The sequence below is a fragment of the Myroides marinus genome, from assembly GCF_900109075.1.
GTDB lineage: Bacteria > Bacteroidota > Bacteroidia > Flavobacteriales > Flavobacteriaceae > Flavobacterium > Flavobacterium marinum_A.
On the sequence record NZ_FNYS01000007.1, the window covers coordinates 1 to 21,877 of the forward strand.

The window sequence follows — 21,877 nt, forward strand, 5'->3', positions numbered from 1 at the left end:
TATAAATGTGATACTCTGAATATTTATTTACAAATTGTCTAACAACATGGGATCCAATAAACCCAGCCCCCCCTGTAATTACTATCTTTTTCATTTAACTAATTATAATACATTAATTCATTTAGATACAAATAACCTTTACTACAAAATACTCTCAGATCACTTATGACTGTTAAGATTGTCAACAAATTTAAGTCTTTACTCTTAAAAACACTATTCAATTTGAATAAACTTAGTAAATAGCTTGTTTTAATTAATCAACATTTGTCTTTTTATATACTATATTAGACATCTATACTAGATAATAATGAAAGCATTAACAAGTCTTTTAAAAATAATTAATCATTCTTACTTTCATTCCTTTCAAATACTTTATACCTTTAACGAAAATTAGTTACTCAGTATTTTAATATAATACTTTCTATGGAAAAAACCCCATTGATATCTGTCATCATTCCAGTATATAATGTACAAGATTATGTTGCAGAATGTTTAGATTCTATTATTAACCAATCCTATCAAAATCTCGAAATCATAGTTGTCAATGATGGTTCAAAAGACAACTCCGCTCTAATTTGCAAAGAATATGCTCTTAAAGATGCTAGAATCTTATTCCTAGAGAAAGAAAATGGAGGACTTTCTTCTGCTCGTAATCTTGGTTTAGATCATGCTACTGGAGATTTCATTTCATTCATTGATTCAGATGACTTCATTGATCATCATTATTTTGAAATTCTTTTCAAAAACTTAGACGATAATGATTTTATTTTTTGTGATGCAACTTATTATATAACAGGTTCCCCTGTTCTTTCATCTTATTTGAATAAGAGCAATAAAGTAAAATCTATATCATTTACATCACTAGAATTACTAAAAGCTTTTAATAATTTTAAAAGACCATTAGTAATTGTTTCATGGGGTAAACTTTTTAAAAAAGAAATATGGGAAGATTTACGATATCCACATGGGAAATATCATGAAGATGAGGCCACAGTCCATCATTTTATTGATAAATCTAAAAAAATAAAATATATTGATTTACCATTGTATTACTATAGACAAGATAGATGTGGAAGTATAACCAATTCAATAAATTATACCAAAATAAATGACTATTATCAAGCTTGTCTTGAAAGAGAAGAATTTTTCTTAAAAAAAGGAATGATCAATGAGGCTAACGAAGTATATAACAATGGAAAAAGTTATCTTATAAGAAAAAGAATGAGATTTAATATTGATAAAGATCAAATAACTATAGCTTCTATATTAAGTGATAAAAAACTATTTCTATCAACTAAACTTGAACTAATCTTCAAGTTCCTTTTTGGAAAAAAACAAAAACAAGCTTAATATAGCTATTCTTAATAAAGAAAAGTGGCTACTCCATTACAGAGTAGCCACTTCCTAATTATAATAGATGAGCTTTGATTTTACAATTGAATCTTACTAACAGTATCACCATTAGTATCTATCTGAGCTTCTTGTCCTTCTACTTTAGGCATACGTTTCGTCTTATTTGTAACATATGCAACACCTGTATTTTTATTTACAGCTACAGTATTAGGATGACTTCCCGTTTCTAATTCTTTTACGATTTCATAAGATTTACCATCTACAATAACCGTTTTACCACCTTCTCTATTTGCTAAAATGATTTTATCTTGTTTTGGAAGGTAATTTACTCCTAGAGAACCTCCTTTAAACTTGATTACTTTAAGTAACTCACCACTATCCGCATTTAATACAGTCAACCCTGTAGAAGAGTTCGTAACAAATAATCTTCTTCCTGATTCATCAATAGACACGTTAATTGGGCTTTCTCCTCCAGAAGCGAACTTCTTAATCACTTTTTTGCTTTGTGGATCAATAATAGCTACTTCATTTGTTCCCATATTCACAGCATATAACTTCTTCGTTTTAGTGTCAAAAGTTAATCCTGCTGTAAAAATTCCTGTATTGTCAATGTATCCTTTTAATTCATCTTTATTTCCATCAATGATCCACACTTTACCATCTTCTTGCGTATCTGAAGCATAGATAGTATTCGTTTTTTCATCAATAGCAATCTCTCTATTATGCCCACTTTCATTAGTTCCTTGAATTACTTTAGTAGCCCCTGTTTTTAGATCCAATACTGTTACAGCATTTGTAATTGTATTAGTTCCGTAAACTTTTTGAGAAGTCTCATTCACTGCAATCCCAAATACTGGGTTTCCATTCACACTGTATTCTTTCTCTACAGATAGATCATTCCCATTAAGTTTAAAGATTGTTCCCTCTTTAGTTTTAAAGTCAAGTACAGAAGCAACATATACTCCATTGTCCTTACTGTTATAAGTTACCTCATACAGTCCTTTACCTACTTGCTTATTCTTATCTATAGATTGTGCTGTAGCAGTTGTTCCTATTGCTGCTAATACTGTAGCACTGAAAAATGTTAGTGATTTAATATATCTCATAATTGTTATGGTTAAAAATTATTACTTTCTGTTTTGATCATCCAATTGAAAGCTTGTTGCCAATACCAAGCTCCGTGCTTTCCTTTTGGATTAATATTTAATTGATGATTTAATTTTAATCTTCCTTGATTAGTCTCTAGAAACCTCAAGATATCCTCATCCATCTTCACTACTTTTCCATCTCCTTTCTTTCTATTTTCTCTTCCTCCTCCATAGATATAATACTTTTGTTGTTGTATTTTATCTAATTGAGTAGATGTTAAGCTAGCTACATACTTGTCTAAATTCTCATCGTCTTGCCAAATAGATGGAGAGAATACACCAACCTTTCCAAACGTTTCAGGATAAGTCAATCCTGCATATAGTGATATCAAACCGCCTAAGGATCCTCCTGCTATTCCAGTGTACTTAACCTCTTTCTTTGTTCTATATGTTGCGTCGATATATGGTTTCAACGTTTTAACTACAAACGCAATATACTGCTGTCCTTCTACTTTTGGATTTTTCTGCGTAGAAAAGAAAGAATACTCGACCTCTCTCAAATTCTTTTCATAGTCATGATCGATGCCAACTATGATATATTGATCTCCATACTGCTCTATTGTCTCATCTACTTCCCATTCTACAGGCCCTAGCCTACCTTCAGATGTAGCTTCATCAAATAAATCTTGACCATCGTGCATATACCATACTGGATATTCTTTATGACTAGATTCATAATCCTTAGGCAAGTATATACGTATATCTCTCACCCTATTAAGCTCAGGCATATAGAAGTTCTTTAGAACAATCAAATCATCAGGAGCGGTAGAGGCTTTAAACTGATCTCTCCAAGCAGGAATTGTATTGTGTAATATTGTATCGTTAGTAATTACTACATCATGTAGATTAACTAACCTTCCTTCATTAGATGACTCTAATGATTGCCAAGTTCCTCTTGTGAATTTATATTCAAGTACTCCATGTGGAATATTCTCTACCTCGATAGTATATAGATTAGCAACCTGACTATCACGTTGTAGTAAATACCTCTCATCTTGAGGATTCCACTGATTAAAATTCCCTGTTAGATAAATACGTTCATCTGTATGAGCAAAATCTTCTACTGATACTTCAAACCTTACTTTATAACTATTTTGTGCTTGCATACTCATAACCATCATTAAAACAATAAACACATATTTCTTCATCGAATTCTAATTATAACTTATCAACTTTAAACAATCCTTGAGGTTTTCCTCCTTTTTGAATTTCGATAGAAGGCGTAGCTTTTAATAGATCGTTTGACAATTCATAGTAACCTAATTTCGTGTCATTTACTACACGTATAAACTTCTTATTATCTATCTTAGATACACCTAAAGCAGCAGCAGGTGTTTCTACTAATGTTACTCCTTCAATTTCAATAGGTGTAACTGTTTTAGTCTTAATATCGATTACCACATACTTCCAGATAGGCGTTAAGTTTATCGTCTGTGGATTAGTTAATGGCACATCATTTACTAAAGTTACTATCTTACCTTTCTCTACATAGATAGTTGAGAATTTACCTGAAGACACATTGCTGAACATGGTATTAAAATCTAACTCCCATGTTTGGTCTACCTCATTTGAATTGTTTTTAATACGAGCTATCTTAGATTGATCTCCTAAACCACCTGTTTTAATACCTTGACATACGAAATACAAATCTTTGTTTTCGTCAAAATAGTATAGAGGATTCTCATCTACGAAAGCGATATTACCAGTATTCTTAACACTAGTATCTCCAATCCACTTACCATTAGTCAAATCAATAACTGCTATATGTACATCTTTAGACACTCCATCAAACATTCCACCTTGAGCTCCTTGATTTTTACCGAATGTGATATCAGCATATAACTTATTCCCATTGATAGCTAAGAAATGTTGCCCTATTGCTTTAAAGTTTACTCCTTGTAGATTTAACTTCATTTCTAGAGCATTAATCTGATCTGTATAGTCTCCTAGCATTCCTTTTTTTGCCATTCCTACAGGATCAAATATCTGTATCTGTGTAGGCTGAGCTCCTTCAAAGTAATAACCTGTAGTATAATCATTAGTCAAGGTAAAGTTTCCTGATCCAGCTATCTTAGGTTCTACAGCTATACTCTTAGTTGTATAAAACCCTTTCTCATCAAATACAAACTGCCCTAATACTCTCGAATTATTATCGTCAAACATTCTATACACGCGATTACCATACTGGCGGTAACCTCCCATTCCTCCGGTTGCAGTAGTATTTCCTGTTGCATTATCTATTGCCCCTTTAGGTAACGTGTTATATGCTTTTAAGAAACCATTTTTAATAGGTCCTTTTCCTTCCGATAAAGTCATTAAAAAGTATTGACTCTGTTTTACCTCAGGATCTATAGGTGTTACAGGACTATTGTCATCAGATGAAGAACAAGATGTCATCGTTAATGCAAAAGCAAATGACAGTGATAATAGTGGTTTTATAAGCTTCATGTTAATTTAGTTTATAGTTAAGTTTTAAATAGATACTTCTTCCTGCTTTTTGTATTTTAAAATAATCGTATAAGTCTTGATTTAATAAATTTCGAACCTCAACTCCTACAGATATTCCATCTTTTTTTAGTTCATATAATGTTCCCAGAGTTAGAGAAGTTTGGTCAGGTACAATGTTTTTCACATCACCTTTGCTCTTTCCAAATAATCCTAAGAAACCATCTGGTTCCATTGACTTATCAATAGGCTGAATATAGAACTCACGTACAAAGTTTAAATTAGCATAAGCTGTTAATCGATCTTGTTTACTGATAACATTATCAAACTTAGCTTCTGCTCCTACGTTTGCAAAGAAATATGGGATATTAGGTACGCGATTGCCTTTTAGCCATTTATCTGCAGCTTGTTTAAACTCGCCATATCGGATACTCTGCCAAGTAAAGTTTCCATAAAATTTATAATGCTTTGCTACTTTTAGGCTAAGATCTCCTTCAAATCCATAACCATTTGCTTTTTCTTTATTCACGTAAACAGAGAGAGGTGGGTTACCCGAAACTAAAACAACTATATCTTTTGTATGTCTGAAAAAACTATTAAAACTATACTGGAAGTTACCCACCTCTTTCTCTATTCCTAAATTTAAATTGACACTCTGTTCTGGCTTTAAGTTAAAATTAGATGCTATAAAAATATAGTCCCCAAATAACTCTGTGTATCCTGGTAATCTTCTGGCATCTTCTATAGAAAATCGAAGATTTAATTGATCGTTTAACTTATACTTTAATCCTAATGCCCATCCAAGAGCATTGTCTGACACCTCGTGAATATCTCTAGCTGATAAGTCTACATTACTCGCCGTATTTAATCCTCTACTCGAATAATTATACAACTTCATGATTGCATTAGTCTCTAGCTTAGTACCCAACCACTGACTAGTTATCCCTACCGCTAATACATTCTTTTTATATCGAGTAGGCAATTCTATCACAGTTTGATTTAAATCTTGTATCACTCGTCCATAAGGATCATTACCTTCGCGTTTAGTATAGTTATAGGTATTGTTTAACCACAACTGATGTGAAGGATTTATCTTATATCCTATTAAAGTTCGAGAAGTAAAGAAAGTCATATCTATATCCGCATCCATAGGCATATCTCCCTCTCCTCTATACCCTCTCGGTGTGAACTCCCCAAGCCAATTATACCTTCCCTTTAGCGTATCTATCGCTTGTGATTTTACTACGTTATAAGAAAGAAACTGATCTATCGAAAGTTTGTCGTTAAATAACTGCTTTTTATATCTCAGTGTTGGAATAACACTGTGTTGTTTATCTTGAATACCTCCATAAGGAACAGCCATTGAAGTAGGGCTATTCTGAAGTTGTTTGTCTATGTTATAGTAGCTAAGTCCTAACTCTACCTTATCTGTCCACGATAGATTATTAACCCCTACATAAGCATTAGCATAGAAGTGTTTATAGCGATTGTGAAACAACCTTACTTTACTATGTGTCTTTGTCAGTTCAGTATCTGGATTGTTTATTTTATAGTCATTATCTGAATAATTATAAAATACCTCACCACCTGCATACAGATGATCATTAAAATTATAATGCCCTCTAACAGCTGAACGTACTGTATTAAAAGAGCCATATTCTACAGAAGCTCTTAACTGATTGGCTTGTACATTAGAAGAAACTAGATTAACTGCTCCCCCCAAAGCATCACTTGCAAGATGCACAGGAATAACCCCCTTATACACCTCTACTTTATCTAGAACATCTAGTGGTACATTCGACAAATTATAGCCTTGTCCTAAATAATTTAGTGGAATACCATCTTTAAAAAAGCGTATTGCATTCCCTTGAAAACCGTTTAAGTTAATACTCATTTCTGACCCCAGTCCTCCTCCTTGCCTCACACGTACTCCTGTGGTTTTATTCATCATGTCGTTTAGAGAAGTAGGACGTAGTACCTCACTCTTAGTATCTACTGTAACAGCGCGAATAATCCCTCTATTGCTATTCTTCTGCTCGTCTTTAGTTTGTACTATAATATCTGACAATACAGTATTATCTACCTCTAAATAAAAAGAGTTCATAATTAAATCTACAGTAGCATATGTCTGTAAAACACTGCGATAATTATCAGCGAAGATTTGCAACGTGTAATCATCCTCTATCTTCAAGTCAAACTGTACTCTTCCTAGATTATCTGTTTTCTGTTGTTGATCATTGATACTAACAACAGCATTTTTTATCACTTGATTATTGTAATCTCTAATGATAATACTCTTTCTTACCTGTGCCCACCCTAAGGATGTAGCAGCAATGGTCATCAGCAATGTAAACTTAGAAAGTGCTCTCACTTGTTATTTATAATTATTTTAAATAATGACAAATGTATATCATTTTACATCACTAACAAGAATAATTCTAAATAACAAACTAATATGACTTATAACAAATCTAAATAATACACAATAAAGAATGATTAAAAATAAAAAGTATAGAAATAGAAAAAATATAAATCAAAATATACCATTATCAACTAGAAATAATCTATTTAAGTTAAAGTTTAGTATCACTGTTTAACAGTTATGAAAAAAGCCTCGTAGTACACTAACTACAAGGCTTATATATTTCTTTAATCTTTCTTACACTAAAACCTCAGCACAAACTCACTTCCTACTCCATATTCACTAAGCACATTAACTGTTCCTTCTTGTGCTTCAATAATCTCTTTGCTAATTGCAAGTCCTAATCCTGTACCTTCTCTATGTGTACCTGGCACTCTAAAATAGCGATCAAATACTTTACTTAAATACTCAGGAGGTATTCCCATACCTTCATCTTTCACTCTTATTGTAGTTGTTTGTTCTTCTTGTTCTACACAAACCTCAACAACAGAAGAATCATGAGAATAGTTAATCGCATTAGCAATTAAGTTAGTCAACACCCAAGTTGTTTTCTCCAAGTCAATATTAATCGTTTGCAAGTTCTCAGGAAGGGCTACTTCTATTTTTATGGCCTTTTGTTCTGCCTGAATATGATTAGCTTCAACAGCGTATTGCACAACCTGCTTTACATCAACAGGTTTCATATTCATCATTATTTTTCCACTTTCTATCTGTGTTAGATTAAGTAACTCAGATGTTATTTTTAATAAGCGACCTGCATCATCTTGAATACTATCTATTAAAGTACCCTGTTCTTCATTCAATGCACCTATTCGCTCATTTTTAAGCAATTGTAAACTCATCTTCATAGATGAGATAGGTGTCTTAAACTCATGTGAAACAGTGGCTATAAAGCGCGTCTTAGCAGCATCTAATTCTTTAAACTCAGTAATATTTTTCAGAATAATAACATGACCAACTAATTCTTTATGCTCTTCGCCTGTCGGAGTAATCTCAATGTGTAAAAACTGCTTATCAAAGTAATTCTCTTTCTCATTGTGAATAATCTTAAGTGGCTCTTTATCTATTTGATCAATATTTAAATCTTTCAATAACATACGCATCAGATCGTTATAAATAGCGATGTCTTTACTATTCTTCCCTATCATCTCCTCTTCCGCCAATCCCAACACCTTGCATGCTTCTTCATTCACAAAGATCACTTGCATATTCTCGTCCAAACCAATTACTACATCAGACATACTATTAATCAGCGCTTCTATTCTCTTTTTCTGACGCATCAACTTAGCTAAGTGGCTACTATTGTACTCCTCTAACTTCTGAGCCATCGTATTAAACGATTGTGCCAACTCACCAAACTCGTCATTCTTATCTAAAAACACCCTTTCTTTATAATTACTACTGGCAATCTGCTTGATACTGGCTGTCAATTTCTGAATAGGATCTGCAATATTAGAAGGTAAGTTAATAAGTAATCCCAAGGCAATCACAAAACAAGCTGTTCCAGCTATAGCAATCCATATCGTAGCTTGTATAGCTGTCTTATTGGCCAACTCACTCTTAAATTCAATTGCTTTCATATTCACTTCCATTACCTCAATCAGCCATTCTCTTATCTGTAGTAAGTCTTCTAACTTCTGTCCATTCTGTTTATAAGCTTCAAAATAAGCACGTAAGGTTATATTCATTTCCTTCTCTCCAACCTCGGTAGCATTTCCCTCTTGTTTTTTTAATTGCTCTTCAAATTGTATCAAACGACTATCACCAGACTTATCTAATACACGTAACATACTCTTCGCATATAACAGCGAATTATAGTTGTCGTGTAAGATATTGCGCGTATCTAATTTTAAAAAATGGATATACACTGCTCCTATACCTCCTAAAAAGATAATCAGTGTAAATAATAAACCTAATCCTAATGTTAGTTTTGTTTTAATTCTCATTTCGAAAAGATTATAATATCAATTGGCAATGAAGTCAACTTCTTCAGCAATTGATTAAATACATTAGTTGCCAAAATAATCTGATACAAACGCAATCGAGGTTTCCCTATACAAATTGTTGTTACTTGTCGTTGTTCTACCTGAGTCATTATAGCTTTAGCAATATTTGGATGCTCACTCTTAATAATCTCTGCCCCTAATTCTGTAGCTAATTTAAAATTATTAATCAAATGTCGTTGCTTGTCTAAGGCTATTTTATCAGGGTGTTCTTTAGGAGTTTGTACATAGAGTACATACCATTTAGAATTCAAATAACTTGCCAAACGAGCAGTCTTGCGAATTACATTCTTAGCGTTCTTATCATTTGAACTAATACAAGCCATAAACCGACTTGGTTTAGCCGAAACAGACATACTAACCTCAGATGCCACCTTGTTCTCCACATGAGAAGCAACTTCCTTTAACGCCAATTCACGCAGTTGAAGAATATTTGATGATGTAAAGAAATTTTGTAAGGCTGCCGGTACTTTATCTGGAGGATATATCTTCCCTTCTCTTAAACGCTCCCTAAGATCATCAGCAGTAAGGTCTATATTCACTACCTCATCTGCTTCTTGTAATACCTTATCAGGTACACGTTCCATCACATCAATAGAAGTAATTTCTTTCACAGCATTATTTAAACTCTCTATATGCTGGATATTTAAGGCAGATATCACGTTGATACCTGCCTCTAATATTTCCATTACATCTTGCCAGCGTTTTGCATTCTTGCTTCCAGCTATATTAGAATGAGCTAATTCGTCAATAATGACTATCTCAGGTCGGTCTTTCAGAATTGCCTCTAAATCTAATTCTTCAACCATCTTCCCTTTATAGAAAACTTCTTTACGTGGTATAATAGTCAATCCTTCTAAGAGAGCATGAGTTTCTTTGCGATTATGTGTTTCAATGAACCCCAACTTCACATCGATGCCGTTGCGTTGCAAATCTCTTGCTTCCAATAGCATGCGATAGGTTTTGCCCACTCCAGCACTCATACCTATATACACCTTAAACTTACCTCGTTTAGAACGACGAATAAGCGCTAAAAAATCTTCTGCACTTTGACGAGTTTCTCCTTCCATTTATAACCGAATTGAAATAGTACTTCCTACAAATGTTTGTCCAGATACTTGATTATCATTTCTGATAAAGATTGCATCCTTGCTATTTAAAGATCTTGCCTCTATTCTCCATAATACCTCATCTGTAATTTGATAATCTATATTGACAGAATACCCCAAAGTTTGAAAGCCATTGGCTGTCTCTGTATTAATAATTACTCCATCTTTATCACAGTAATATTCTGCTCTTGCTGCCACACGCCATTTATCACTTAATTTGTACTGTCCCATTATCAAGGGAGCATACCAGTTACTATACGCATGGCTATTCTTCTCCTTTTGTTGAACTCCAATATCAAAACCAGCTAATAACTTTAAGTTTTCATCAAACTGGTATGACGCATATAGGTTATGAAAATACCTCATCTTGCGTTCTACATCAGGAGTATCACTTCCTATAAACGAGCTACTGTTTATCATCCATCTCATATTAGGTGTATAAGTCAACTGATGACCTACTGCTATTGTTGAGTTTCCTTCTGGACGTTGAATGCGTTGCCAACCATTCATTACATGAATAGCCATCATCCACTTTTGATTAGGAGTGATATAGGATAACTTAACAGCAGATGAGAAATAAGGAGAATTCTCCGCCATCATACTGCGTGTCATTGTCATAATATCAGCCCCTATATTACTCTCAAATCCAATATGAGAAGGCATAATACCTGCATCTAACCACAGCTCTTGTGTTGGTGATAACTTCACTCCAATATTTGCTTCATAAATATTTTTTAAACCATCTGGTTCACTTGCCAAGTTAGATTTCACATAAGTTCCTGCCATAAAAGCAAGGTTCGCTCTTACTCTCTCCTTATTGTAACTCAACTTAGCCATTCCGAAGTTTAAGTTAACCTCATTATGACGGTTATAAGAGTATAAAAAATTGTTTGTTTGTCCTGATTTAGGTTGATTAAAGTCATACATATAATACAACTCTCCATATGCTTGTACCTTTAGATCATCTGTCCACTTGCGTTCTTGTGCTTGAACAGGTGTAAAAGCAAGCGCACCGATGACAAGTGCACTCGCTAAAGTAATTCTCTCTTTCATATTATTTTAAAGCATCTAATGCTATGTTCAGTTCTAATACATTTATCTTTTGTGGACCTAATATTCCTAATAGAGGTTGTTGTGTTTGTTCAGCAACCAATTGCTCTAAACGACTTACTTCTATTCCTCTACTTTTAGCAATGCGAGCTATTTGTATTTTTGCCGCTTGAACCGAAATATTAGGATCTAATCCGCTACCACTGGCAGTAATTAAATCTACAGGTATATCTTCTTTTTTCACCTCTGGATTCTTAATCATAAAGTCCTCAATACGTTTCTCTACTTCTGCCAAATATTCTGCATTAGTAGTTGCTTTGTTACTTGCTCCAGAACCTGCTGCATTATATTCCACAGCAGATGGTCGAGACCAAAAGTATTTATCAGAATTAAATGTCTGACCGATGTTTACATAGTTCTTTCCATTAGTAGTTTCTACCGTAAATCCTTCTCCCGAATTAGGAGAAACTTTAGCAATACCCCACATCAGTAAAGGGTAAGCACCACACAACAACACTAATAATACTGTCGTTAATATAATAGAGGGTAATAGATTTGTTTTCATTTGTTTATTACATAAATAGTGATACGAATAGGTCGATAAGCTTAATACCGATAAATGGTACGATAACTCCACCTAATCCATAGATTAATAAGTTGCGACGCAATAAAGCACTTGCTCCAATCGGTTTATATGCTACCCCTCTTAATGCCAAAGGAATCAAGAAAGGGATTATAATCGCATTAAAAATAACAGCTGATAGGATAGCACTTTCAGGACTGTGTAGATTCATAATATTCAATCCTTGTAACGCTGGAATAGCTGTAATAAATAAAGCTGGTATAATAGCAAAGTACTTCGCTACGTCATTGGCAATACTAAAAGTAGTCAGTGTACCACGAGTCATTAATAGCTGTTTACCTATCTCTACAACTTCAATTAGCTTAGTAGGATCATTATCAAGGTCAACCATATTACCAGCTTCTTTGGCTGCTTGTGTTCCACTGTTCATAGCTACCCCTACATTGGCTTGTGCTAAAGCAGGCGCGTCATTAGTACCATCTCCCATCATCGCCACTAATCTTCCTTCAGCTTGCTCACGTTTAATGTAGTTCATCTTATCTTCTGGTTTTGCCTCTGCAATAAAATCATCCACACCAGCTGCTGTAGCAATGTATTTCGCTGTCATTGGGTTATCCCCTGTCACCATTACTGTTTTGATCCCCATCTTTCTCAAACGAGCAAAGCGCTCTTGAATACCTGGTTTTATTACGTCTTGTAGCTCTACTACTCCTAACACCTGCTCATTTTGAGAGACCACTAAAGGTGTACCTCCATTCTCTGCTACTTTTCTTACACAGTCTGAAACTTCTGTAGGGAATACATTACCTGCATTCACACAGATATTTTTAATAGCATCTACTGCTCCTTTTCGAATGCGTACATCGTCATAATCAATACCAGAACTTCTCGTCTCTGCAGTAAAAGAAATAAAACGTGGGTTGTTTACTGTAAAATCAGTAGGATCTACTCCTGCCAATTCTATAATTGACTTACCTTCTGGTGTATCATCACTTAATGAACTCAACACAGCTGCTTTTACTAATACACTCTTATCTACATTATTGGCAGGGTGAAAGTTTGTTGCCTTACGGTTACCAATAGTAATTGTCCCTGTCTTATCTAATAACAACACATCTATATCTCCTGCTGTCTCTACAGCTTTACCACTTTTAGTTATCACATTAGCTCTTAATGCTCTATCCATACCTGCAATACCTATCGCAGATAATAAACCACCAATAGTAGTTGGAATTAAACAAACATATAGAGATATCAACGCTCCAATAGTGATTGCTACATTAGCAAAGTCGGCGAAAGGTTTTAGTGTAATGATAACAATAGTAAATACTAAAGTAAATCCTGCTAATAAGATAGTCAATGCTATCTCGTTTGGAGACTTCTGTCTATTAGCCCCTTCTACTAAAGCAATCATCTTATCTAAAAAACTCTCTCCTGCTTGTGCAGTAACTTTTACCTTAATACGATCAGACAAGACCTTTGTTCCACCTGTTACAGAGCTTTTATCTCCTCCTGCTTCTCTAATCACAGGAGCACTTTCTCCCGTAATAGCACTTTCATCAATAGTTGCTAACCCTTCTATAATTTCTCCATCAACAGGGATTACATCTCCTGCCACACACACATACACCATTCCTTTTAATAAAGCTGAAGAAGATACTTTTGTTCCATCTTCTAATGTTGCTGGTGTTTCTTCTCTTGTTTTTCGCAAGCTATCTGCTTGTGCTTTTCCTCTTGCTTCTGCAATAGCTTCTGCAAAATTGGCAAACAACAGCGTTACAAATAACAATAAGAAGATGGTAAAATTATAGCCAAAGCTACCTTGACTTGTTTCACCAAATAATATCCATATACACACACTAAGCATAATAGCTGTTCCTATTTCTACTGTAAACATCACAGGATTACGGAATAGTGTTCTTGGGTCTAATTTGATAAAAGCTTCTTTTAATGCTTTCATCACTACCTCTTTTTGAAAAAGAGCTTGATTATTTTGAGTTGCCATTTTTTATAAACTTGTTGTTGTAAAGAAATCAGCAATTGGTCCTAAGGTTAATACTGGGAAGAATGCTAATGCTGCTACAATTAAAATCACAGTTAATACTATAGTTCCAAATGTTGTTGTATCTGTAGCCAGAGTTCCTGCACTTTCAGGTACATATCTTTTTTGTGCTAAGAAACCTGCTAATGCTACAGGTCCGATAATTGGTAAGAAACGTCCCATTAATAAGATAATCCCCGTAGAGAAGTTCCACCAAGGAGTATTATCTCCTAAACCTTCAAATCCACTACCATTATTAGCGGCAGATGAAGTGTACTCATACAGTATCTCACTAAATCCGTGGAACGATGGGTTATTTAAAGTATCTCTTGTCATATCTGGGAAAGCTGTTCCTAATGCTGTACTACTCAATATTAAGAAAGGATGTATTAATGCGATAACCATCGCTATCTTCATCTCTTTTGCTTCTATCTTCTTACCAAATAATTCAGGTGTTCTACCTACCATTAATCCACTAATAAACACAGCTAATACGATAAACACAAAGAAGTTAAGAATACCTACTCCCACCCCTCCATAGAAACAGTTAATCATCATCGCAAGCAATTGATTCATCCCTGACAATGGCATTGAGCTATCGTGCATAGAGTTAACCGAACCTGTCGAAATAACCGTTGTTACTATACTCCAGAATCCTGATGCTGCCGCACCTATACGCACTTCTTTTCCTTCCATCGCTCCGATAGAGTTATCTACTCCCATTGCAGCAATATTAGGATTACCATTAGCTTCCATCATTACGTTAGGCACTGCCAAACACAAGAAGCCCAATGTCATTACACCAAACATCATCCACGAGAAACGCTTGCGATTAATATAATATCCAAAAGCAAATACCATAGCCAATGGAATAATCAACTGAGCGATCATCTCAGTCATATTCGTTAAGTAAGTAGGGTTCTCGAATGGGTGAGCTGAGTTAGTTCCAAAGAATCCGCCACCGTTAGTTCCCAAGTGTTTAATTGCTATAAAGGCTGCTGCTGGTCCTCTTGATACTTCTATTTGTTGTCCTTCTATTGTTGTAATACTATCTTTTCCTTCAAAAGTCATTGGTGTACCTTGGAAGATTAAGATAGCTGCTACAATGATACTGATAGGTAATAAGATACGTGTAATCGATTTTACGAAATACACATAGAAGTTACCTAATAGTGTCGTTGTTTTATTTTTAAACGCTTCAAACACTGTAATAGCTGCTGCCATACCTGTTGCTGCACTTACGAACTGAAGGAACATCAACCAAATTTGTGTTAAGTAAGTTACTCCTGTCTCTCCTGCATAGTGTTGTAAATTACAGTTTACTAAGAACGAGATAATAGTGTTAAATGCTAAGTCTGGTGACATACTTGGATTGTTATCCGGATTAAAAGGCAGTGCTCCTTGTGTCAATAACAAGACAAATCCCATTACAAACCACACGGCATTGATTGTTAATAAAGCAACTAAATGCTGTTTCCAGTCCATTCCTTCCTCAGGATTTATCTTACTGCTCTTATAGAACAGTTTTTCGAGAGGATTCATTACTTTGTCTAAGAACGTAGATTGACCTGCGTAAACCTTTGCTATATATTTCCCTAAGGGAATTGAAATTCCAATTGCCAATATAAATGTGACAATGATTCCGATTATTTCTGTATTCATTTTAATTAATCAATTAATAATAAAATCTGATGAATTAGCCATACGATGCCATATACCATCGTAAATACTAATAGAGTTACACCTACTTCTGTTAAGGTGTCTTTAAAATTTCTCTGGTTTGAGTAAGACATAACACAGATAAACAAATACTGCTAAAGCAATAATTAATAATAAGATCATTGGATTAATAGATTATAAGTTCTCAAAAAACTGAATGGCTTTGTAAAACAAAACAAAGCACACAACGCCTAAAACGATACACACTAAAATTGTCATTGATATTCTATTTAAGTTAAGTTTTGATTGGTTGGTATAGCTTCTTTCGCTAATTCTTGTTGGGCTACTAACGCTTTGTTACGCCTACTTTGTAATGGGTATAGTGTTTTCATTATGTATTGTTTTGCCAATGTATAAGCGAATGCCATACCAGTTTGGCACAAAAAACACACATCGCTATCTTCCAGTCAGTTATAAATACTTGGCACAGATACCAAAAAAGAAACCCTATCAAAACGATAGGGTTTTATGTTTTTTAGCCTTTCAAAACGAAAGGTTTTCGGTAAGGAATTTATTTATATAAGGTAGTAATCGTGTGGATTTGCAATCCGTTCGAAGATTATAATAAATTGTTTATGAAAATACTTTAGGTCTCTAGACATACGAAATGAATATATTTTCTGATTGTACAGCATCTCAAATCACATAATATTTGATAACAAACTATCTAAAGCGATACAATCAAATTATACAGTAAAGCTATTCCGATACCCATTCCAAAACTGATTAGAGTACCAATCAATATATATTCTGTTAGTTTTATTTCTTTATTTGCTTTCAGATCACCGAATCTAAAGATAGACTTAGCTGCTAATAGAAAACCTATTCCTTCCCATCGCTGTAATACCACAAACAAGAAGATGAATAGTCGTTCTAAAATACCAATGTATTTTCCTGCGTTATCTAAACCATTATTTGGCACAGTAAACTTAAACTGTTCTATTATTTTCTTTATAACAATAGGAGAAACGTACACTAACAATACTAATGCGCTATACAAAGCTATAGCACTTTTACCTATCACTATATCCCAATCAATAGCATAAGGATAATAATAGTAAACAAAACCTGCTATACACAATGCGTGAAGTACTTGATCAAGTAGTAATACCTTAATAGAGTTTATCTTTTTTGCCAAGTATATTTTAGTAAATATATCTACAACTAAATGAGAGAACCCCAACATCCACACGCCTAAAATATATTTACTCTCAAAACCAGTAACAACCAATAAAAGAATCAAATGAATAGCAGTGTGCGCAAATAAGGCTATTGACTTTATTCCTTTCTCATTGATATCTTTTACCATCTTATTTGTCTGTAACACAAAGTCACCTAACAAATGAGCAAATACTATTTTTACAATTAGGAGAAGCATAACTTTACTTTATTAGAATATAATTTTAATACATCGTTGATCTCATCATAAGCCGCTCTTTTCAAAGCCTTATTGATGGTAGTACTATCTTTCTTCATCAGTACAGCAATCTCTTTTTGCAACATACTTTTATTACTCAAAGCATAAAACACTGTTTCTGCTGTTGCAGGTTTCCATTGATCAGCAATAAAACTAACTAATCTAAGAATAGGATAAAAATACTCATCAAAGTCTTTGTTAGTAGTTTTAATATGTAATGTTTTATCCCTTAACTCCTCAAATGCCTCTCCTGAATAAATAAATGCTTGTCCATAAGATTCTGTCACTTTATCAGAAGTATAACTTTGTTCTCCTATACCGATGCTCATTCTTACATCCAGGCTACTGATATGCTTAATAAGTGCCTTTATAATCAAAACTAATTCAAGTGCTGTATCTATCGTAGTTACTATTTGAAAACTATCTCCTCTATATATCTCCCATTTAGATGAATCATCAATCCTCTCTCCTAGAAAAGACTTTAACTGAGGTTGCCATTCATGAGGGCTAACGCTCCTTGAATTTACTATATCACCTGTTATAACTGCTATCATAATCATACATATCTATATACAAATATAATAAAAAAATGGCCTAAAAAGGCCAAGTTATAAAAATTGGCTTTTTTAGACCTATTTGCAATAATTGGTCATTTTAAACCAATTACTATTAACCAATATTATATTCAGTCATTTTACGATATAACGTCGTTAAAGCGATACCTAACAGTTCGGCTGTTTTTGTCTTGTTACCATTGGTGTGTTGCAATACCTTTTGGATATGTAATTTTTCTACTGTTGCTAAATCCAAAGCAATATTCTTATCACCCGTAGGTATATGCTTTTGTTGTACTTCATAAGGCATATCCTCTACCTGAAGCGAAGTGTGCATACACAAGATAATAGCACGTTCCATAGCATTGCGTAACTCTCTGATATTACCAGGCCAAGAATAAAGTTTCATAGCTTCTAAAGCCTCCTTAGATATAGAAGTTACAGTACTGCGTTGTTCTTCTGTAAACTGTTTTCTGAAACGTTCAGCCAACAGAGGAATATCATCTATACGCTCACGCAAAGCAGGTAGCCCAATTTCAAATACAGAAATACGGTAGTACAAATCCTCTCTGAAGTGTCCTTCTTTTATCTCTTTCTCGAAATCTCTATTCGTAGCTGCTATAATTCGTACATCTACTTTAGTTGGTTTAGTTTCCCCTATTTTTAAAAACTCTCCTGTCTCTAACACACGAAGTAACTTAGCTTGGAGCTCTATAGGCATCTCTCCTATCTCATCTAAGAAGATTGTTCCTTGATGTGCTTCTTCAAACAATCCTTTTTGATCTTTAGTTGCATTAGTAAAAGAACCCGCTTTATGACCAAACAATTCACTCTCTAACAGATCTTTGCTAAAAGCAGAACAGTTTAGAGCAACGAAGTTGTGTTTAGCTCTTGTGCTTGCACGGTGTATTGCCTGAGCGAATACCTCTTTTCCGGTACCCGTTTCACCAGTTAGTAATACTGTAGCATTAGTAGGAGCTACTCTTTTTGCCAAATGAATAGCAGCCATAAATGCCTGTGACTTTCCGATTACTTGATCAAAGCCTGTTGTATCTTCTTCTTCAACTACCTTAGTCTGTTCCAGACTGCGATTAATACTTACACGCTCTAAGGCACGATATAGTAGAGGAAGTATTTTATTATTATCATCTCCTTTAGTAATATAGTCAAAAGCACCATTCTTAATCGCTTGTACCCCATCAGGAATATTGCCATACGCTGTAAGTAATATAACTTCAACTGTAGGATGCGTTAACTTAACTTGTTCTACAAAAGCGACTCCATTACCATCAGGTAACTTCACATCGCATAAAACAACGTCTATTGGTACTTGTGCCAACTTTTTAGTAGCAGATTTTAAATCTTCAGCCTGATGAACTTCAAAACCTTCTAACTCAATAATACGAGATAACAGCTTGCGCAATTTCTCTTCATCATCAACCACTAAAATCTTTTGTAGAGCCATATTTATAGTTAAATAATAATACGTGCTAAAGGTATAAAGAAAGGAAGATAACTCTATAAATAATCCCATATTTTACTAAGATGCTATAAGAGTATCCAACTTCTTAGTTAGGGGGAAATAAACACCTATAAAAAAAAGCGATTAACCTACAAAGATTAATCGCTTTTGATCTTAATATGAATATACTAATTCTTCACTCCTCTATTTGTCACTAACTGTTTTAAAGCAGCCCATTGTCTTAAAGTAGTCTTTGCTTCTTGAGCAGGATATCCTAATACGGTCTTACCAGCAGCTACATCACCAGTCACTCCAGAACCTGCACCTACTACAGCTCCTTGACCTATCGTAACGTGATCTTTGATAGAAGCACTACCTCCGATAACTACAAAGTCTTCTAACGTTACAGAACCTGCTAATCCACTGTTACCAGCCATTACACAGAACTTACCTAATACACAGTTATGTCCTATTTGCACTAAATTATCAATCTTACATCCATCACCTATAATAGTAGCACTAAACTTACCTCTATCTACACAAGAGTTTGCTCCTATTTCTACATAATTTCCTATTTCTACATTTCCTATCTGTGGAATCTTTACTAATCCAAACTCAGGAGATGGGCAAAAACCAAAACCATCTGCTCCTATTACTGCATTAGGGTGCAAAATACAGTGCGATCCTATTTTACTGCGTTCACGAACTACCACTCCTGACCATAAGACAGTGTGATCACCTATTTTACTATCATCTAAAACAGTAGAATTAGGATACATAATAACATTCTTTCCTATAACTACATTTTCTCCTACAACACATCCAGCACCGATCTTAGCTCCTTCACCAATCACTGCAGAACTTGCAATACTCGCATTATCATGAATATCTACTATGAACTCAGGCATCTTAGGTGCAAATAAAGTTAATAATCTCGCTAAAGCAAGATCTACATTATCCACTTTTATAAAAGCTCTATCATCACCAGGTAAGATTGATATGTCCTTATTTACAATAGCTACAGAAGCTTTTGAATCATTCCATAATCTTTCATATTTTTTATTTCCAATAAAAGATATCTGCCAGTCCTCTGCCTTCTCCAGTTGCTCTGCTGCTTTAATTTGTTTTAATGTACTGCCTATAACAGTTCCATTAAGAACGTCGTTTAATTCATTTAGTGAATAAGATCTCATAAATTTCGTTTTTGGTATTTTGTTTAATTAAAACGAAGAAAAACAAAAAACATTACAATACAAAATCAAATTATTTTATTTTCAATAATAATAAGTCAATTTCTTTTAAAAGTTATCAATCACTAAAAAAATAATCACTATTTATTTACTTTAAGCCATTCTAAACAATAAAAAATGGCTACTCTGTAATAGAGTAGCCATTAGCATTATCGTTATCCCTATTCTTCTTCTTTATTCCACTTGACAAACCACTTTGCTATTCTACCGAAGTTGGTAATCATTAAGAACCCTAATATTAAATTAGCAAAAGCAGTAAAAGAACTATAGATGTCAAAAGGAAGCATATTTCCATTTCTGACTGCTGTAGCAAATCGCTGTATAATCCACAATATCATATAAGACAGATTACTTGCTACAAGTATTATACCTAGAATAAAAATTCCTATCTTGACAATATCGACATTTTTCATATTATCTAAGGCAATAAAGTCTCTTTCATATCCTTTATTTAAACGAAATACCCCGACTATCTTTTCTGCAAATAACATCAAGACAAGTGAACACACTATAAAAATAAGGTAATACCCTATCTCTATTTTTTGTTCACTAAGTGAAGTTCCATCCTGAACTATTGTATAAAACACTGTATTTAGTAACGAAACTAGATAAGTAAAGAAGGTATAAAACCCTATCAATTTTAATAATGCAGTAAACAGATCTTTCTTGCTCATAGCTACTCTTTTAAGGTATTAGAGTACCTAATATACAACAGTTTAAGGGATTTACCTATATATTATCTACTCACAACTATACATTGTCTTCTCTATATCGTAGAAGATGGTATTATTTAATAAGCTTAACTATTTTCAGAATTATACCTAATAAAGGCTTCTTAAAAATTATAAAAGTGTCCCTATTCTAAGCCCAGTGTTTATAAGGGTTTGAAGGGGGGGGGTCAAAAAACTGTCCCTTTTACAAAAAATAACACATTAATTTACAATGATTTACATATTGCCAATTTATTAATTAGAGATTTAGTGTCCTTTTTTCATTTTCCAATAAGAAATAATTTTGTAGAATAATATTTTAAACAATAACGTTATGGCAAAACTAGAAAATGCTTTTATGATGAAATACTTGGATCAAATAAGACGCACTGCTTACGTAGCAAATAACCTTATAAACCTTATCAATAAGATTGAAAAAGTTTACTCTGATAATCAATTACAATTAATAAAAAGTATTATTATTGATAACATTATTTTAGAAAGCCCTAGTAGGATTCCATATTATAAGGAAATTGAAGTTGTAAGAGGATGTATTTATAATTTGGATACATGGTTAATAAACAACAATATTAAGCATCAGTTTTAAGTAG

At 33.8% G+C, this 21,877-nt stretch carries 19 protein-coding genes; 2 read left to right on the plus strand and 17 right to left on the minus strand.

Annotation, left to right across the window (positions count from 1 at the left end; translation table 11 throughout):
* Nucleotides 1–94 (minus strand): NAD-dependent epimerase/dehydratase family protein (locus tag BMX53_RS18990; protein WP_143061415.1); only part of this gene is annotated, 94 nt, incomplete at its 3' end.
* A 329-nt stretch (nucleotides 95–423) separates the two neighbouring features.
* On the opposite strand from BMX53_RS18990, the gene BMX53_RS08930 reads away from it, so the two are divergent.
* Nucleotides 424–1,350, plus strand: coding sequence for a glycosyltransferase family 2 protein (locus tag BMX53_RS08930; protein WP_063175834.1), 927 nt, complete (start codon nucleotides 424–426; stop codon nucleotides 1,348–1,350).
* Nucleotides 1,351–1,430: 80 nt separating this feature from the next.
* On the opposite strand, the gene BMX53_RS08935 is transcribed toward BMX53_RS08930, so the two are convergent.
* The 16 genes from BMX53_RS08935 to BMX53_RS09010 all read right to left on the minus strand — a co-directional run bounded on the left by BMX53_RS08935 (nucleotide 1,431) and on the right by BMX53_RS09010 (nucleotide 21,230).
* Nucleotides 1,431–2,459: a YncE family protein gene (locus tag BMX53_RS08935; RefSeq protein ID WP_063175835.1), complete on the minus strand. Its 1,029-nt coding sequence runs from the start codon at nucleotides 2,457–2,459 to the stop codon at nucleotides 1,431–1,433.
* Between the two features lie 11 nt (nucleotides 2,460–2,470).
* Nucleotides 2,471–3,649, minus strand: a complete 1,179-nt coding sequence (locus tag BMX53_RS08940) for an alpha/beta hydrolase-fold protein (protein ID WP_063175836.1) — start codon at nucleotides 3,647–3,649, stop codon at nucleotides 2,471–2,473.
* A 10-nt stretch (nucleotides 3,650–3,659) separates the two neighbouring features.
* On the minus strand, nucleotides 3,660–4,949 hold the full coding sequence (locus BMX53_RS08945; protein ID WP_074745849.1) for a hypothetical protein: 1,290 nt from the start codon (nucleotides 4,947–4,949) through the stop codon (nucleotides 3,660–3,662).
* A gap of 1 nt (nucleotide 4,950) precedes the next feature.
* Nucleotides 4,951–7,317 (minus strand): TonB-dependent receptor domain-containing protein, encoded by a 2,367-nt coding sequence (locus BMX53_RS08950; protein WP_244154490.1) that lies wholly within the window; start codon nucleotides 7,315–7,317, stop codon nucleotides 4,951–4,953.
* Nucleotides 7,318–7,610: 293 nt separating this feature from the next.
* Complete coding sequence (locus tag BMX53_RS08955) at nucleotides 7,611–9,314, minus strand: sensor histidine kinase (RefSeq protein ID WP_074745851.1); 1,704 nt, start codon at nucleotides 9,312–9,314, stop codon at nucleotides 7,611–7,613.
* Nucleotides 9,311–10,441, minus strand: a complete 1,131-nt coding sequence (locus BMX53_RS08960) for a histidine kinase (RefSeq protein WP_074745853.1) — start codon at nucleotides 10,439–10,441, stop codon at nucleotides 9,311–9,313. Before BMX53_RS08960 ends, BMX53_RS08955 begins: the two co-directional genes overlap by 4 nt.
* A complete protein-coding gene (locus BMX53_RS08965) occupies nucleotides 10,442–11,533 on the minus strand; it encodes a porin (RefSeq protein ID WP_074745855.1) in 1,092 nt (363 codons plus the stop codon). It abuts the gene before it with no gap.
* Between the two features lies 1 nt (nucleotide 11,534).
* Nucleotides 11,535–12,095, minus strand: a complete 561-nt coding sequence (gene kdpC, locus BMX53_RS08970; RefSeq protein ID WP_074745857.1) for a potassium-transporting ATPase subunit KdpC — start codon at nucleotides 12,093–12,095, stop codon at nucleotides 11,535–11,537.
* A gap of 7 nt (nucleotides 12,096–12,102) precedes the next feature.
* Nucleotides 12,103–14,118: a potassium-transporting ATPase subunit KdpB gene (kdpB, locus tag BMX53_RS08975; RefSeq protein ID WP_074745859.1), complete on the minus strand. Its 2,016-nt coding sequence runs from the start codon at nucleotides 14,116–14,118 to the stop codon at nucleotides 12,103–12,105.
* A 3-nt stretch (nucleotides 14,119–14,121) separates the two neighbouring features.
* Entirely contained in the window at nucleotides 14,122–15,816 is a 1,695-nt protein-coding gene (kdpA, locus tag BMX53_RS08980; protein ID WP_074745861.1) for a potassium-transporting ATPase subunit KdpA, read from the minus strand.
* A gap of 102 nt (nucleotides 15,817–15,918) precedes the next feature.
* Nucleotides 15,919–15,996, minus strand: a complete 78-nt coding sequence (gene kdpF, locus BMX53_RS19435) for a K(+)-transporting ATPase subunit F (protein ID WP_074746005.1) — start codon at nucleotides 15,994–15,996, stop codon at nucleotides 15,919–15,921.
* 544 nt (nucleotides 15,997–16,540) lie between these two features.
* Nucleotides 16,541–17,251: a DUF3307 domain-containing protein gene (locus BMX53_RS08990; protein ID WP_074745862.1), complete on the minus strand. Its 711-nt coding sequence runs from the start codon at nucleotides 17,249–17,251 to the stop codon at nucleotides 16,541–16,543.
* A complete protein-coding gene (locus tag BMX53_RS08995; RefSeq protein WP_074745864.1) occupies nucleotides 17,239–17,844 on the minus strand; it encodes a hypothetical protein in 606 nt (201 codons plus the stop codon). Before BMX53_RS08995 ends, BMX53_RS08990 begins: the two co-directional genes overlap by 13 nt.
* Before the next feature lie 115 nt (nucleotides 17,845–17,959).
* Complete coding sequence (locus BMX53_RS09000; protein ID WP_074745866.1) at nucleotides 17,960–19,309, minus strand: sigma-54-dependent transcriptional regulator; 1,350 nt, start codon at nucleotides 19,307–19,309, stop codon at nucleotides 17,960–17,962.
* A 185-nt stretch (nucleotides 19,310–19,494) separates the two neighbouring features.
* Nucleotides 19,495–20,499, minus strand: coding sequence for a UDP-3-O-(3-hydroxymyristoyl)glucosamine N-acyltransferase (gene lpxD, locus BMX53_RS09005; protein WP_038987373.1), 1,005 nt, complete (start codon nucleotides 20,497–20,499; stop codon nucleotides 19,495–19,497).
* Between the two features lie 218 nt (nucleotides 20,500–20,717).
* Nucleotides 20,718–21,230 carry a hypothetical protein gene (locus BMX53_RS09010; RefSeq protein WP_074745868.1) on the minus strand — a complete coding sequence of 171 codons (513 nt, stop codon included), beginning with the start codon at nucleotides 21,228–21,230 and terminating at the stop codon, nucleotides 20,718–20,720.
* Between the two features lie 370 nt (nucleotides 21,231–21,600).
* On the opposite strand from BMX53_RS09010, the gene BMX53_RS09015 reads away from it, so the two are divergent.
* Nucleotides 21,601–21,873, plus strand: a complete 273-nt coding sequence (locus BMX53_RS09015; RefSeq protein WP_074745869.1) for a hypothetical protein — start codon at nucleotides 21,601–21,603, stop codon at nucleotides 21,871–21,873.
* Nucleotides 21,874–21,877 lie beyond the last annotated feature (4 nt).

Excerpts from the sequence above, each read along its gene's own strand:
- BMX53_RS09000 (WP_074745866.1), bottom strand. The coding sequence starts at position 19,309 with ATGGCTCTACAAAAGATTTTAGTGGTTGATGATGAAGAGAAATTGCGC.
- BMX53_RS09015 (WP_074745869.1), top strand. The coding sequence starts at position 21,601 with ATGGCAAAACTAGAAAATGCTTTTATGATGAAATACTTGGATCAAATA.
- BMX53_RS08935 (WP_063175835.1), bottom strand. The coding sequence starts at position 2,459 with ATGAGATATATTAAATCACTAACATTTTTCAGTGCTACAGTATTAGCA.
- kdpC (WP_074745857.1), bottom strand. The coding sequence starts at position 12,095 with ATGAAAACAAATCTATTACCCTCTATTATATTAACGACAGTATTATTA.
- kdpB (WP_074745859.1), bottom strand. The coding sequence starts at position 14,118 with ATGGCAACTCAAAATAATCAAGCTCTTTTTCAAAAAGAGGTAGTGATG.
- BMX53_RS08945 (WP_074745849.1), bottom strand. The coding sequence starts at position 4,949 with ATGAAGCTTATAAAACCACTATTATCACTGTCATTTGCTTTTGCATTA.
- kdpA (WP_074745861.1), bottom strand. The coding sequence starts at position 15,816 with ATGAATACAGAAATAATCGGAATCATTGTCACATTTATATTGGCAATT.
- BMX53_RS08960 (WP_074745853.1), bottom strand. The coding sequence starts at position 10,441 with ATGGAAGGAGAAACTCGTCAAAGTGCAGAAGATTTTTTAGCGCTTATT.
- lpxD (WP_038987373.1), bottom strand. The coding sequence starts at position 20,499 with ATGAGATCTTATTCACTAAATGAATTAAACGACGTTCTTAATGGAACT.
- BMX53_RS09010 (WP_074745868.1), bottom strand. The coding sequence starts at position 21,230 with ATGAGCAAGAAAGATCTGTTTACTGCATTATTAAAATTGATAGGGTTT.
- BMX53_RS08955 (WP_074745851.1), bottom strand. The coding sequence starts at position 9,314 with ATGAGAATTAAAACAAAACTAACATTAGGATTAGGTTTATTATTTACA.
- kdpF (WP_074746005.1), bottom strand. The coding sequence starts at position 15,996 with ATGATCTTATTATTAATTATTGCTTTAGCAGTATTTGTTTATCTGTGT.
- BMX53_RS08995 (WP_074745864.1), bottom strand. The coding sequence starts at position 17,844 with ATGATAGCAGTTATAACAGGTGATATAGTAAATTCAAGGAGCGTTAGC.
- BMX53_RS08940 (WP_063175836.1), bottom strand. The coding sequence starts at position 3,649 with ATGAAGAAATATGTGTTTATTGTTTTAATGATGGTTATGAGTATGCAA.
- BMX53_RS08965 (WP_074745855.1), bottom strand. The coding sequence starts at position 11,533 with ATGAAAGAGAGAATTACTTTAGCGAGTGCACTTGTCATCGGTGCGCTT.
- BMX53_RS08990 (WP_074745862.1), bottom strand. The coding sequence starts at position 17,251 with ATGCTTCTCCTAATTGTAAAAATAGTATTTGCTCATTTGTTAGGTGAC.
- BMX53_RS08930 (WP_063175834.1), top strand. The coding sequence starts at position 424 with ATGGAAAAAACCCCATTGATATCTGTCATCATTCCAGTATATAATGTA.